The organism is Corallococcus sp. AB018, from assembly GCF_003986945.1.
In the GTDB taxonomy this organism is placed as follows: Bacteria; Myxococcota; Myxococcia; order Myxococcales; family Myxococcaceae; genus Corallococcus; species Corallococcus exiguus.
This window is the reverse complement of the sequence record NZ_RAWR01000130.1, coordinates 1-13,918: the sequence shown is the minus strand read 5'-3', so window position 1 is coordinate 13,918 and position 13,918 is coordinate 1. Positions and strand designations below refer to the sequence as shown.

General features: G+C 70.9%; 11 protein-coding genes. 5 read left to right on the top strand and 6 right to left on the bottom strand.

The window, feature by feature from the left end:
* Nucleotides 1–61: 61 nt before the first annotated feature.
* Nucleotides 62–1,318, top strand: coding sequence for an RNA polymerase sigma factor (locus D7Y11_RS25575; protein ID WP_120579722.1), 1,257 nt, complete (start codon nt 62–64; stop codon nt 1,316–1,318).
* A 9-nt stretch (nt 1,319–1,327) separates the two neighbouring features.
* On the opposite strand, the gene D7Y11_RS25570 is transcribed toward D7Y11_RS25575, so the two are convergent.
* From D7Y11_RS25570 to D7Y11_RS25555, 4 genes are all read right to left on the bottom strand, one after another.
* Nucleotides 1,328–2,776 (bottom strand): hypothetical protein, encoded by a 1,449-nt coding sequence (locus tag D7Y11_RS25570; RefSeq protein ID WP_126935010.1) that lies wholly within the window; start codon nt 2,774–2,776, stop codon nt 1,328–1,330.
* Between the two features lie 36 nt (nt 2,777–2,812).
* The gene (locus D7Y11_RS25565) at nt 2,813–4,975 is read right to left on the bottom strand and encodes a DUF4082 domain-containing protein (protein ID WP_306770466.1); all 2,163 of its coding nucleotides are present in this window, start codon (nt 4,973–4,975) and stop codon (nt 2,813–2,815) included.
* Between the two features lie 145 nt (nt 4,976–5,120).
* A complete protein-coding gene (locus D7Y11_RS25560; protein ID WP_126935008.1) occupies nt 5,121–5,762 on the bottom strand; it encodes a hypothetical protein in 642 nt (213 codons plus the stop codon).
* A gap of 115 nt (nt 5,763–5,877) precedes the next feature.
* Nucleotides 5,878–6,402, bottom strand: coding sequence for a DUF2007 domain-containing protein (locus D7Y11_RS25555; RefSeq protein ID WP_158624582.1), 525 nt, complete (start codon nt 6,400–6,402; stop codon nt 5,878–5,880).
* Nucleotides 6,403–6,619: 217 nt separating this feature from the next.
* Between D7Y11_RS25555 and D7Y11_RS25550 the strand changes: the two genes are divergently transcribed.
* The gene (locus tag D7Y11_RS25550) at nt 6,620–7,759 is read left to right on the top strand and encodes a glycosyltransferase family 4 protein (RefSeq protein WP_158641997.1); all 1,140 of its coding nucleotides are present in this window, start codon (nt 6,620–6,622) and stop codon (nt 7,757–7,759) included.
* 20 nt (nt 7,760–7,779) lie between these two features.
* Complete coding sequence (locus D7Y11_RS25545) at nt 7,780–8,916, top strand: glycosyltransferase family 4 protein (RefSeq protein WP_158641996.1); 1,137 nt, start codon at nt 7,780–7,782, stop codon at nt 8,914–8,916.
* Nucleotides 8,917–9,248: 332 nt separating this feature from the next.
* Here the strand turns inward: D7Y11_RS25545 and D7Y11_RS25540 are convergent, their stop codons facing one another.
* Nucleotides 9,249–10,493, bottom strand: a complete 1,245-nt coding sequence (locus D7Y11_RS25540; RefSeq protein WP_158624368.1) for a glycosyltransferase family 4 protein — start codon at nt 10,491–10,493, stop codon at nt 9,249–9,251.
* Between the two features lie 296 nt (nt 10,494–10,789).
* Here D7Y11_RS25540 and D7Y11_RS25535 point away from each other — a divergent pair, with 296 nt between their 5' ends.
* Together D7Y11_RS25535 and D7Y11_RS25530 are read left to right on the top strand one after the other, a co-directional pair.
* Nucleotides 10,790–12,610, top strand: a complete 1,821-nt coding sequence (locus D7Y11_RS25535) for an aminopeptidase P family protein (protein WP_120575965.1) — start codon at nt 10,790–10,792, stop codon at nt 12,608–12,610.
* A gap of 117 nt (nt 12,611–12,727) precedes the next feature.
* On the top strand, nt 12,728–13,057 hold the full coding sequence (locus D7Y11_RS25530) for a hypothetical protein (RefSeq protein WP_120575964.1): 330 nt from the start codon (nt 12,728–12,730) through the stop codon (nt 13,055–13,057).
* 12 nt (nt 13,058–13,069) lie between these two features.
* Here the strand turns inward: D7Y11_RS25530 and D7Y11_RS25525 are convergent, their stop codons facing one another.
* Nucleotides 13,070–13,780 carry a LytTR family DNA-binding domain-containing protein gene (locus D7Y11_RS25525; protein ID WP_121754402.1) on the bottom strand — a complete coding sequence of 237 codons (711 nt, stop codon included), beginning with the start codon at nt 13,778–13,780 and terminating at the stop codon, nt 13,070–13,072.
* Nucleotides 13,781–13,918: the final 138 nt, after the last annotated feature.

Genomic DNA, 13,918 nt, shown 5'->3' with positions numbered 1-13,918 from the left:
CCCCCTGTCGATTTCCGGGGCGCCCATTCGACGTGCATTTGATTGAGTTCGCGCCGTGACGATGTCCAAGGCGCAGGCCGCGGTGCACGCGGTGTGGAGAATCGAGTCCGCCCGGCTCATTGCCGGGCTTGCGCGCATGGTGCGCGACGTGGGGCAGGCCGAGGAGCTGGCGCAGGACGCGCTGGTCGTGGCGCTGGAGAAATGGCCGGTGTCGGGCGTGCCTGAGAATCCGGGCGCGTGGCTCATGGCCACCGCGAAGCGCCGCGCCATCGACGAGATGCGCCGTCACAAGCTGCTCGCGCGCAAGCACGAGGAGCTGGGGCATGGGCTGGAGGAGGCGGAGGTGCCAGACCTGGACGCGGCCCTGGACGACGACGTCGGCGACGACCTGTTGCGCCTCATCTTCACGTCCTGCCACCCGGTGCTGTCCCCGGAGGCGCGGGTGGCGCTCACGCTGCGGCTGTTGGGCGGCCTGACGACGGATGAAATCGCCCGCGCGTTCCTGGTGCCGGAGCCCACGGTGGCCCAGCGCATCGTCCGGGCCAAGCGCACGCTGGCGGAGAAGGGCGTCCCCTTCGAGGTCCCTCATGGCGACGAGCTGGCGGCGCGGCTCGCGTCGGTGCTGGAGGTCGTCTACCTCATCTTCAACGAGGGCTATGCCGCGACCGCGGGCGATGGCTGGATGCGGCCGGAACTCTGCCAGGACGCTCTTCGCCTGGGCCGCATCCTCGCGGAGCTGGCGCCGGGCGAGCCGGAGGTGCACGGGCTGGTGGCGCTGATGGAGATTCAAGCGTCGCGGTCCCGGGCGCGGGTGGGGCCCTCGGGGGAACCCGTGCTGCTGCTGGAGCAGAACCGCGGGCAGTGGGATCAGCTCCTCATCCGCCGCGGGCTCGCGGCGCTGGAGCGCTCGGAGAAGGCCGGGCCGGCGGGGCCCTACACGGTGCAGGCCTCCATCGCCGCGTGCCACGCACGAGCGCGCACGCCGGAGGCGACGGACTGGCCGCGCATCGCGGCGCTCTACGCGGTGCTCGCGAGGCTCACGCCATCACCGGTGGTGGAGTTGAACCGCTCTGTCGCCCTGTCGATGGCGTTCGGTCCCGCGGTGGGGTTGGAGCTGGTGGACCAGCTCGTGGCCGAGCCGTCGCTCAAGCACTACCACCTGCTGCCGAGCGTGCGCGGCGACCTGCTCCAGAAGCTGGGGCGTCTCAAGGAGGCCCGGGCGGAGTTCGAACGGGCCGCGTCGCTCACGCGCAACGCGAAGGAACAGGCGCTGCTGCGCGCGCGTGCCGCCGCCTGCTCGGGCGAGAAGCCGTCGTAGTCCCGCGCGCTAGGGGTTGTGGCAGTTGACGAGGTTGGTGATGCCGGAGCCCTTCACCCGGTAGTCGTAGTTGTGGTGGCCGGTGCCGTGGGCGGACTCGACTTCGGGCTGGGCCCTGAGCCAGGCCACGGTGGCGGCGATGTCGGCGCAGGGGGTGGGAATCTCCTGCGTGAAGCGCTGGTCCAACGCCTGCCACCGGCGGCTGCCCTCCTCGTAGCCCATGCGCCGTGCCTCCACGAAGGCCGGGGTGACGATGGTCACCTCCCGAGTGTCCGAGCCCCGGGTGCTGCCGTCGCCGAAGCGAGCCTCCACGGACAGTCGCACGGTGCGCGCGGTGGACGTGTCCAGCGTCAGCTCCGTCGTCACCTCCGCCGCGCCCGCGGGCACGGGCACCGTGGCGAAGCGCTTCTTCACCTTGCCCCGTGCATCCACCTCCACGAACGTCACCGAGGCCACCGGGGGGACGACGCTGTCGAGCCCCGACGCCTCCACCGTCAGCGCGGCCTTCGTTCCCGTGACGTATTCCTCCGGTGCGCCGCGAAGGCCGATCAACCGGAGGCCGCCCGAGTCTTCGTCCGGGAGCGTCTGCTCGCACTTCAGCGACAGCTTCACCGGGAGGGATTGTTGGAGTGCGGGCTCGCCCTTGCACGACAGCTCCGCGCGCAGCGTCACCGCCAGCGACGACTTCCCCGAGGCGCAGGCCCGGGTGAGGTCACGGACGGACCACAGCGGCAGGTCGAAGGTGAAGTCCTGCCCGGTGGACGCGGAGTCTGTGGCGGGCTGGAACGTCCGGGGCAAGCCCTTGCCCGGGCCGTTAAGCACCACCTTCTCCAGCCGGTCGGGACACCGCGCGTCCAGGGTGAGCTCGGGGTGGATCCACAGCCCGGTGAAGCCGCCTCCGTCGACGGACCGCAGCTGGCCGCCCTTCACCCAGGCCTCGCTCTGGTGGCGGAGCTCGAGGCCCGGCTTCTCACGCGGCGTCCGGTGTAGTTCCCGCAGGCGCCGGGCTTCGTGCCGTTGCTGCTGGAGGAGCGACAGACGCGCCCGCTTCTCCGGGGGCAGGGGGAAGCCGGGGAACTCCTCGTCGGGACGCGGCTCATCGCGCTTGAGGCCGATGTAGCGGCCGTCCTCGCGCGTGTTCCCCACGAAGAGCAGCAGCGGTTCATCCCAGGTTGCGATGAGCGCGTCGTGCAGGTCCGTCTGGCCCAGTTGCTCGATGGGACCTCGCGCGAACATCCGCTCCGGTGACTCGATGCGCAGGATGCGCATGCCGGGCGTCAGCTTCGCCTGGTCGGCCGGCCTCCCGGGCACCACCTGGGTGATGGTTACTGCCTTGCCGTCGGACTGGACGGTGAACCCGGAGGGCTCCACCGCGACGGAGAATGGCGCCGCCGCGAGGAGCCACGTGGTGGCGAACAGGGACGTCGCTGCACTCAGGAGCAGGGGAGCGGCGGGCATCCGTGAAGCATACCCGCCCTCCCATGCGTCACGTGCTCAGGGCCGGGGCGACAGCTCCAGGTTGTCGAAGTTCGTGTCCCAGCCGTTGGACGTCGTCAGCGTGAAGACCGTGCAGGGCTGCGTCCAGGTGGGCACCACGTGCGTCACCTGGCCCGCCGTCAGCGGGAAGGTGAGGCTGGGCAGGTCGATGCAGCTCAGGGTGAGCGTGGCGCCCGTGTCCCACGTGAAGGCATCCAGGCCCAGGACGCGGCGCTGGCCGAAGATGGACAGGTTGGCCTGGGTGAGACCACCTCCGTTGAAGGAGATGCTCTTCGTGTCGAACCCGCCCCACGGCGACGCGATGTACCAGCGGTTGAGGCCGAAGTGGATGGGACCGTGCGGGCCGTTGAAGGTCTCGTCGGCGCCGGGGAAGGAGTCGAAGGTGACGAGGTTCGTGGACGGGCCCACGGGGATGGCCAGCGCGTGCGTGTTGTTGCCGGGCACGAAGTCCGTCTCCGAAGAGGAGATGGTGGCCTGGCTGGTGAACGTCCCGGCACTGAAGGGGATGGCCTCCACGTGGACGGTGAAGCTCGCGCCCGGCGCCAGGGTGGGGGCGCCACACTGCAGGTCACTGAAGAACCCGCAGTGCCCACCGTTCACCGGCGGAGCGTTCGCCGAGTAGAAGAAGTAGTTCAAGCCCGCGGGGATCGGGACGTCGAGCACGACGTTGGTGGCGGTCGCCGGGCCATTGTTCGTCACGGTGATGTCGTAGAAGAGCACGTCACCGTTGGCGCCCGTGCCGTCAGGGAACGACTGCGTCACGGCCAGGTCCACCGTCGCGGGACCGCTGGGCTCCGAGGGGACGAACGTCACGTCCACCCAGAAGTTGGTGTTGAGCCACGCCTCCGTGGGGAACGCGCTGCCGTTGAGGTTGCGAACGCCGTTGCCGCTGGCCTCCACGGTAGAGGGCGCGTGCAGCGGGGGCATGTCCACGCCCGCGGTGCTGAAGTAGTACGGGGTGATGGCGTAGCGCCCGCCAGTGGCGAAGTACGACACGACGTAGGTCGTGTTCGCGGCCAGGCTCACGGGCGTGGAGAAGGCCAGCTCGCGCCAGCCGAAGCCCGTCTCCGCGGGCGTCGTCTCCGTGGTGGCCAGCAGCGTGCCGGTGGCGCTCCACAGGTGGCCCACGTGCGGGCCGGTGTCGGTGCTGCCCTTGTAGTAGCGGACCTTCGTCACCGTGCCCGCCACGTCGGTGCGGAACTTCACGCCGACCTCCGTGGGGGTGGCGTCGGCGTTCTCGAACTGCGGGTCGCCCGTCACGCTGTTCCACAGGCTGCAGGGGTTGCAGGCCATGTTCGGGAGCGTGGTGGCGTTGATGACCGTGGAGGACGCGCTGAGGTTGCCGGCGGCGTCACGACCGCGCACGGCGTAGTTGTACCCGGTGGAGGGCGTCAGACCGGTGTCGCGGTAGCGCACGGTGGTGCCGGGCAGCTCCGCGATGAGCTCGTTGTTCCGGTACACCAGGTGCCAGCGGGCGTTGCCCTGCACCTCACCACTGCCGTCCACGGACGCGTACCAGGTCAGGTCGATGGCGGTGGACGAGCTGGGCAGCGCGGTGACGTTGGTGGGCGCGCGCGGCGCCGTGGTGTCATTGGCCTGGAAGGCCACGTCCACCCAGTAGTTGCTCGCGTTGAACGAGCTGGTGGGGAAGCCGCTGGTGCCGTAGCGATAGAGGCCGTTGTTGGACGCCTCGGCGTGCAGGGGCGGCGCATCCAGCGCGGACGCGAAGCCGTTGCTCGTCACGGCGTAGTGCCCCGCGGGCGCGTGATACGAGACAACGTAGTTCGTGTCGGCGGCGATGGTGACCGGCGAGGCGAAGCGCACCTCCTGCCAGCCGGAGGCCGTCTCGTCCTGGAAGGTGGCGGTGGCCATCAGCGAACCGGACGCCGTCCACAGGCTTCCGGTGTGCGTGCCCGTGTTGCCCGCGCCCTTGTAGAAGCGCACGCCCATGATCCGTCCCGGAGCGTCGCTGCGGAAGCGAACACCCAGCTCCACCGCGCCGCTGTCGTCCGCGGCCGTCACGGCCGGAAGCGCGGTGGTGCCCAGGAGCGACCGCTCACCGGCCAGCAGCGGCTGCGCGGCGGACGCGGCCTCCGGTATCTCCTGGGTGGGCGGCTCCGCGGGAGCACAGCCCGCCTGAATCCATGTGAAACCCAGCACGAATGTCGTGACCCAGCGTGATGCATGTCGAAGCACGTCGGACTCCTGGTATGAGTAAAACCGACGGTGGCTTCGCATGGTGTCAACATGAAATCCATGTATTCCATGGATGGTTGACATTTCTCGCGTGGCTGACGGCAAAAGGTCAGGGTCCCCGAGACAATTCCGCCAGGAATTGAAACAGCTCCGTTTGTTCATGGGGTCGTACCAGCAACCACGTGTGGCCCTGTCCGGGGACCTCGCGCGAATCCAACCTCAGCCCGGCGGCACGCCAGGATTCGAGCGCCGTCCGCCAGAGGGGAGCGCTGCCATCCAGCTCTCCGATGAATGACAGGAGGGGCACCCTCGCGTGCGCGGCGCTACGGGGCGGGTTGTATTCATCGCCGCGAGACAAGCGGGGTGCGCCAGCAATCAGCACCAACGCGCGAAAGGCGTCGGGGCGCGCGGCCCACAGCTCGAGCGCCATCTGCGCGCCCGCGCTGAATCCCAGCAGCACGGGCCGTTCCGCATCCACGCCGGGGACGCGAGCCACCTCCGGCAGCGTGCCGAGCATCACCCGGTTCGCGTCCGCGCCGCTCCAGCCCTGCACGTGCTCACGGGGGAACGTCAGCAGCGCGTATCCCTGAGTGGCGAAGGCGTCGGCCAGGGGCTCCACCAGCGTCAGGCCATCCGTGCCCGTCGGGTGCAGCCACACCACCAGCCGGTGCGGGTGGTCCGGGGTGGCCTTTCCGGAGACGAAGAGGCGGTAGGGCAGGCCGTTCTCGGGAGCGCCTGTCCGCGTTGGCATGACAGCCACCCCGGGCGTGCGAGGCACGGGGGGCGCGGAGGCGCACGCGGTGGCCAGGGCCAGGGTCAGGGCGGCGAAGCGAACACGAGAGCCCAATGCCAGACACCTTCTGGGTTCAGTTCAGCAGGGCGTTGAGGGTGCTCGCCAGCAGGAGGAGGAAGGGCGGGCCGAAGAGGAAGAGGAGGATCAGCCATGCGACGACCTTGCGCTTCCGGCCGCGCTGGACCTGGGCGCCCGAACCCTTGCGGTCCGCGCAGTCCTCACACACGCCGGTGGTGGCGCCATCGCAGCTCGCGCACAGGAAGGTGCCGCACCGCTCACAGGTCCGCGTGGCGCGCTGGCCGTGCACCGCGCAGTGCGCCTCCTCGGAATCGGGGTCCGGCGTCGCGGTGGGACCGGTCCCGCCGGGCTCCTCCTGCGGCACGCTCCGGAGCAATTCACGGGCGCGCTCCAGCTCCCCGGAGGGGATCAGCACGCGCAGCTCGATGAAGGCCCCGGCCACGCCCAGCATGGAGCGGTGCTGCTCGCCCTGGACGAGGCACGGGATGCCGTTCGCTTCGAGCAGCGCCCGTACGAGCGCGGCCTCGGACTCGTCGCCGCAGGTCGTGAGCAGTTGGAAGTCGCGATCGGGGATTCCCAAGAAGGGCTCCGGCGGGGCCCCTCGGGGGCCTGTAGGCATTGGATGCACACGAGTCTCGCGTAGGACGGAAGCCCCGGGCAAACGGGCCGTTCCTCCTCTGGGCGGCACCGTTCCTTCACGCTCCGCGAAGGAACTTCCACTGCTGGACATCCGCCGGGGCGCGGGCTGGGCTCGGGGGGTTGTGGGGCTGGGGCGCGTGCCTAGCTTGGCCGCGTCCATGAAGAACGAAATGCACCCGACGGCGCGCCCGACGCGCGTGGCTCACGTGATGTATGGCCTGGAGATGGGCGGACTCGAACAGCTGGTGGTCCGGCTGTCCCAGCATGGCCGCGAGCGGGGCATCGACTCCGTGGTGCTGGCCCTGGGGCCGGACGGTCCGGTACGCGAGCTGCTCCAGCGCGCCAACGTCCCCACGGTCTGGTTGGGAGGCCTCGCAGGCATGACGCCCGCGGCCATCCGCCGGCTGGCCCAGGAGGTGGATGCCTTTGGCGCTGACGTGGTCCATGGCCACGACGTGGGGCCCTGGCTCAACGCCGTCGCCACCCGGACGCTGCGTCCGCGCACGCCCGTGATGGGCACCTTCCATCAGACGGTGGAGCCGCAGGGCAAGCTGCGCCCCGCGGCCATGGCCGCCGCCATGTTCACCCAGTCCCTGGTCGCGTGCGGCAGCGAGGTGCGCGCCAGCCTGGAGCGCTGGAGCCCGAAGCTGCTCTCCAACGTGGTCACCATCGAGAACGGCGTGCCGCTGGAGGTGGCCACGGGCGAGGAGGCCCGCCGGGCCGCGCGTGAGCGTCTGGGCCTTCCCCAGGACGCCAAGGTGGTGGGCTACCTGGGTCGCCTCTCCGAGGAGAAGGGCCCGGACCTGTTGGTGGACGCCTTCCTGCGCCACTTCGCGGACGCGAAGGACACGCACCTGGTGATGATTGGCCCCGGCCCGATGGAGGCCTCGCTGCGCGCTCGTGCCGCCGCGTCTCCGCTGTCAGGACGGGTGCACTTAACGGGCGCGCTGCTGGAGGCGAGCAAGCTCCTGCCCGCGTTCGACGTCTACGTGCAGCCGTCCCGCCGTGAGGGCCGCTCGCTGTCGCTGCTGGAGGCGATGGCGGTGGGGCTGCCCACGGTGTCGCACGCCATCCCGGCCATCCGTGAGGTGCACAGCGATGGCCAGACGGCGCTCCTGGTGAAGTCCGAGGACGTGGATGCGCTCGGCGGCGCGGTGAAGCGTCTGGCCCGCGACGCGGAGCTGCGCTCCCGCCTGGGGGAGGCCGCGAAGCGCGAGGCACAGCGCTACTCGCTGTCCACGATGGTGGATACGTACGCGAAGCTCTATCGGGGTGCCGCGGCTCGCGCCCAGGCGTGAGAGGGCACGGAGGACCACGCGTGCCGCACTCCACCATCCTCCATGTGCGCAGCACCTGCGGCCTGTATGGCGCGGAGCGGGCGCTGCTGTCGCTGGCCGCGTCCACGCCGTCGCCGTGGCGCGCGCAGGTGTGCAGCCTCGTTTCGCCCGGGCGGGTGGACGTGCTGTCGGGCGCGGCTCGGGAGCAGGGGCTGGACGCGCTGACGCTGGAGGTGCCCGGCCGCTTCAGTGCGATGGCCGTGGCGACGCTCGCATCGGAGGTGCGCAGGCGCGGCGTGGGGCTGCTGCACGCGCATGACTACAAGTCGCTCACGCTGGGAGCCGCCGCGAGCGCGCTCGCCGGAGTGCCGCTGGTGGCCACGTACCATGGGGACACCGGCGCCACGCCCGCGCTGATCGCCTACGAGGGGTTCGCGCGCGTGCTGGGTAACTGCACACGCGCGGTGGCGGCGGTATCGCGCGAGCTGACCGCGCGCCTGCGCCGGTACGTCCACCGCTCGCCGGTGGTCTACATCCCCAACGCGCTGCCGCTCGCGGATGAATGCACGGAGGAGGAGCGGCTCCAGGCCCGCGAGGCACTGGGGCTCGCGCCGGAAGGTTCCGTCATCGCGCTGGTCGGACGCCTGTCTGTGGAGAAGGGGCCCCAGGTGCTGCTGGACGCGATGCACCGGCTGGCCCGGACGCCTGGCGCCACGGTGCCCACGCTGCTGCTGGTGGGCGATGGCCCGCTGCGCGAGTCGCTGGAAGCGCAGGCCCAAGGGCTGCCGGTTCGCTTCCTGGGATTCCGTTCGGAGGTGCGCAGCGTGTACGCGGCGGCGGACGCGGTGGTGATGCCGTCCCTGCGCGAAGGCATGCCCCTGGTCGCGCTGGAGGCGATGGCGCTGGGAAGGCCGCTGGTGGCGTCCGGAGTAGGGGGGTTGCCCCACGTGCTGGGCACGGGGCGCGGGCTCGTGGTGCCTCCGGGCGACGCGGGCACGCTGGCCTCGGCGCTCGCGGGATTGCTCACGGCGCCTGGATGGCGCACGCGGATGGCGCAGGCGGCGCGTGAGTACGTCGTGGCCCACCACGCACCGGAGCGGATGGCGAATCGCTACATCGAATCCCTCTACCTGCCCGCCATGATGGACCCACGCGACGAGCAAGTCGCGGCCGGGTAGGGCAACCGAGGCATCACCGCCTCATTTCCCGGAAATCGCCGCGGCACCCCTCCTGTCCGAGACGGGCCAAGCCTGTCCGACAGTCGGACCGGCTTTTCACGGCTCGGATGGGCGGAGGCCCTCGTCGGCTTCGGCCGCCCAAAAGCTGTAGGACAGTCGGACAGGTTTCCACGGTTCGGGTAGGCGGAGGCCCCCGCCAGCCGAGGCCTCCGAGAACGTGTCCGACTGTCGGACAGGTTTGTGCCGTGCTCTCCCGGCGGGCGAGCCCCTCGCGGAACCCATGTCCGCGGGCCTGGACGTGCGGTGGCGGCCCACCGCACCGGGCCGGAGACTCAGTTGGCTTCAGCTCCGGAGAGCTTCTCCCCTTCGCCGCTCACGGACACCGCGTTCAGGTAGAGCTCGCCCAGCCCGGCCCCGATGCCGTCCCATGCGAAGGACTCCGCCATGCGGCGGGCGTTCTGCGCGAGCCGGCTGCAGAGGTCTGGATCCTTGCGCAGCCGGCGCAGCGCGATGGCGAACTCCTCGGGGGACTCCGCCAGGAGGACGTGCTGCCCCTCCACCACCGGCAACCCCTCCACCGCCAGGCGCGTCGCCACCACCGGCACGCCCGCCGCCGCGGCCTCCAGTACCTTCAGGCGCGTTCCACTGCCCGCTCGCAGCGGAATGGCCGTCGCCAACGCGCGCGCCAGGTACGGCGCCACCGACGGCACCGAGCCCGTCACCACCAACCGCTCGTTCTCCAGGGCTCGCACGGACGCGGGCGGACTGCGGCCCACCACCATCAGCTTGCTGGTCGACAGGTCCGACGACACCAGCGGCCACACCTCGCGCGCCAGCAGCAGCACCGCGTCTTCATTGGGCCACCAGTCCATGGAGCCCACGAAGACCAGGTCGTCGCCCTTGCTCTCACGTGGCTCGAAGTCCGGCAGCTTCACGCCGTTGGGTACCACCTGCACCCGCTTCGCTCCCATGGCGCGCAGCTGCTCCGCGTCCACGGACGAACACGCCAGCACGGTGTCCGCCTGCCTCACGCACTCGCGCTCCAGCCGCTCCACCCGCTTGAACTGCCATTTCAGGAATGGACGCATCGGCGGCGGGCTCAGCGGCGCCATCCGCGCGAGCAGCTGGCTCTCCACGTTGTGCTCGTCGATGACCAGGTGCGCGGACGGGTTGAGCTGCCGCGCCACCGGCAACAGCTGCGCCATGTGCAGGTGGTCGAAGTGGATGATGTCGAAGGGGCCTCGCTCCGCTAGCACCCGGCGCAAGGCGTCCTGCACGCCCTGGCGCGCGAAGCGGACGTAGGTGAGCGGCGTGCCCCGCAGGAAGGCCCTCGTGCTGTTCAACGTCTCCTCGGGGGCCACGCGCGGCAGGTCCACCAGATGCAGCCTCGATGCCGGAACGCCCAGCTCTCCCAGCCAGCGCTTGAAGCCCTCTGCGTCGTTGCCCGCCCGGTGCACCGCGAACACGTCCAACGAGAAGCGCGAGGCAAGGGCGCGCACCAGCTCGAGCGTGCGCAGGGTGCCGCCCGTATCCGAAGGCAGCGGAACATAGGGAAGGATGGCGAGTACGCGTCGCACGGTGGGAATCCAGGCCTGCTTCAGGAGACGGGTGAAGCCCGGCCGCGTGCTCCTCACCGCGGCCACCGGCTTGGTAAGCACCCTCGTTCCATGGGCCCAGGCCCACGCGGCGCTTTCCCGTCAATGGACAACACATCGTCCATCCGCGGCGTAACGGGATGCTGCATCGCGTCTTCCGAGCAACAGCCGTATTCCCGGCGGTCTTGACCCGGCGGGTGGGCCCCTGCCCGTGAGGGGCCTCGAAAAGGCGCGCTGTTTCCGGCATGAGGACGCACGGCGCAACGACGGAGGATGCCATGGGCCTTGAGCAGACGCAGGGGGCCGCGGCGCGCGAGCGAATCGCGCGGGTGCGGCAGGTGATGCGGGAGCGTGGTGTGGCGGCGGTCTGGGTCCCGACGAGCGACCCGCACCTGTCCACCTACGTGCCGGCCCGCTGGAAGGGGCGGGAGTGGGCGTCTGGCTTCACCGGCTCGCTGGCCACGCTGGTGGTGACGGCGGACTACGCCGGCCTCTGGGTGGACAGCCGCTATTGGGATCAGTCGGACGCCCAGCTGAAGGGCAGTGGCATCGCGACGGTGCGGACGACGAACGCGCCCGGGCAGTCACACCTGGACTGGCTGGCCGCGAACGTGCCGCCGGGGCAGACGGTGGCGGTGGATGGGGCGGTGCTGGGCCTGGGCGTGGCGCGCTCGGCGGCCTCGCAGCTGTCCGCGGCGGGGTTGGTGCTGCGCACGGACCTGGACGTGGTGGCGGAGGCGTGGGCGGACCGGCCGCCGCTTCCCTCCGCGCCCGTGTTCGCGCACGCGCTGTCACCCGTGCCGCGGACCGACAAGCTGCGGGCCGTGCGCGCGGAGATGGGCGTGCTGGGCGCGACGCATCACTTCATCTCCACGCTGGATGACGTCGCGTGGCTGATGAACCTGCGCGGCGCGGACGTGGACCACCTCCCGCTGTTCCTCGCGCACCTGCTGGTGGAGCCCGGTGGGGCCCGGCTGTTCATCGGGGAGGGGAAGGTGCCGGACGCGCTGCGCTCGGCGCTGGAGGCGGATGGCATCACCCTCCACCCGTATGGCGAAGCGGCCCGCGCGCTGGGGGCGTTGGCGGACGGGACGCGGCTCCTGGTGGATCCCCGGCGCATCACCCACGGCCTGCGGCAGGCGGTGCCCAAGGGCGTGACCGTGGTGGAGGGGCTCAACCCATCCACCGTGGCCAAGTCGCGCAAGACGGACGCGGAGCTCTCGCACTTCCGCGACGCGATGGAGCAGGACGGCGCGGCGCTGTGCGCGTTCTTCGCCTGGTTCGAGTCCGCGCTGGGCCGCGAGCCCATCACCGAGCTGACCGTGGATGAGCGTCTCTCCGCGGAACGGGCGCGGCGCCCGGGCTTCGTCTCGCTCAGCTTCTCCACCATCGCCGCGTACAACGCGAACGCCGCCATGCCGCACTACCGGGCCACGGAGGCCTCGCACGCGACGGTGTGCCTGCCGGGGCAGAAGCCGCAGGGCCTGCTGCTCATCGACTCCGGCGGCCAGTATCTGTCCGGCACCACGGACATCACCCGCGTGGTCCCCGTGGGCGAGCCCACGCCCGAGCAGCGGCGCGACTTCACGCTGGTGCTGCGCGGAAACATCAACCTGTCCCGCGCCCGTTTCCCTCGGGGGACCCGCTCCCCGAACCTGGACGCGCTGGCGCGCGCGCCGCTGTGGGCGGAGGGGCTGGACTACGGCCACGGCACGGGCCACGGCGTGGGCTTCTTCCTCAATGTCCACGAGGGGCCGCACGGCTTCTCTCCGACCCTGCCCAATGACCTCACCACGGCGATGGAGCCGGGGATGATCACCTCCAACGAGCCCGGCCTCTACCGTCCGGGCCGCTGGGGCATCCGCATCGAGAACCTCATCGCCGCCGTGCCGGACCGCAAGACGGAGTTCGGCGACTTCCTGCGCTTCGAGACGCTGAGCCTCTGCCCCATCGATACGCGGCTGGTGGACCCGGCCCTGCTGTCCCGCGAGGAGGTGGATTGGCTCAATGCCTATCACTCCACCGTGCGCGAACGGCTTGAGCCCCACGTCGAAGGTGCGGCGCGCGACTGGCTGCTCCAGCGCACCCAGCCGCTCTGAACCGCACTGCTTGCGACCTGACGGAAAGGCAGACGCGTCACTGGACGCGTCGCGCTGAAGGCGCGCAAGCTGAGCTGAGCGGGGGGCCGGCTCCGCATGTGATGGGAAGGACTTCGCATGCGACTGACCCGAGTGCTGTTCCCCCTGCTGGCGATTCTCCCCCTCCTGGCCTGTGGAGACAGCAATGGCGGCGTGGGGGAGAGCTGCGGTGAGGACGGCTGTGATTCCGGCCTCTCCTGCCGGAGGGACTTCCCCGGCACCTTCTGCGCGCAGGACTGCACCGCGGAAGGGGAGGGCGGAGGCTGTCCGTCCGGCACGCTGTGCACGCGCCAGTTCGACGCACTGATGTGCTCGCCCGTCTGTGACGCCGAGTCCGACTGCCGGGACAGCTACGCCTGCAACGGCGTCAGCAACACGAACCTCAAGGCCTGCCAGGTCAAGCTGTAGGCCCAACCGCCCTCAAGGGCTCAGCCGCTCCCGGAAGCGCTGGGACTGGCGGCGTGACATCTCCACTTCCCGGCCTCCTCTGAGCCGGGCGATGAGCGTGCCGCCTGGACCTGGCTCCAACGCCTCCACGAAGTCGAGGTTGATGAGGTGCTGGCGGCTCGCGCGGAAGAAGCGCGCCGGGTCCAACCGATCCTCCAGGTGGTTGAGCGAGCGGGCCAGGAGCGGCTCCGCGTCCGGCAGGTGCAGCCGGGCATAGTTGCCCTCGGAGCTGAAGAGCGGCACCTGCGACAGGGCCACCAGCCAGCAGCGCTCGCCGTCCCGCACGAACACGCGCTCCAGGGGCGTCACCGGCGCGCCAACCGCGCGCTGCGCACGCCCCCGTTGCCGTACGCGCTCCAGCGCCTCCGCGAGCCGCGCGGCCTCGATGGGCTTGAGCAGGTAGTCGAGCGCATTCACCTGGAAGGCCCGCAGCGCGTGGGCGTCGTGCGCGGTGGTGAAGACCACGTCCGGCGGGGCTTCCAGCCGGTCGAGCACGTCGAAGCCCGTGCCGCCCGGCATCTGGATGTCGAGCAGGAGCAGGTCCGGCGCGAGCGCCTCCACCCGCTCGCACGTCTCGTCCACATGGGTGGCCTCGCCCACCACCTCCACCTCGGGGAAGGCCGTCAGCAGGCGGCGCAGCTCCGCGCGCGCGAGCCGCTCGTCGTCGGCGATGAGGACCTTCATGCCGCCTCCAGGGGGATGTGCACGTGGGCCGTCGTGACCGTGGCCTGTGACTGATCCAACCGGAGGGTCGCGGCGGCGCCGCAGAGCAGCCGCAGGCGCTCCGTGGCATTGCGCAGCCCCACGCCCCCCGGGTCCACC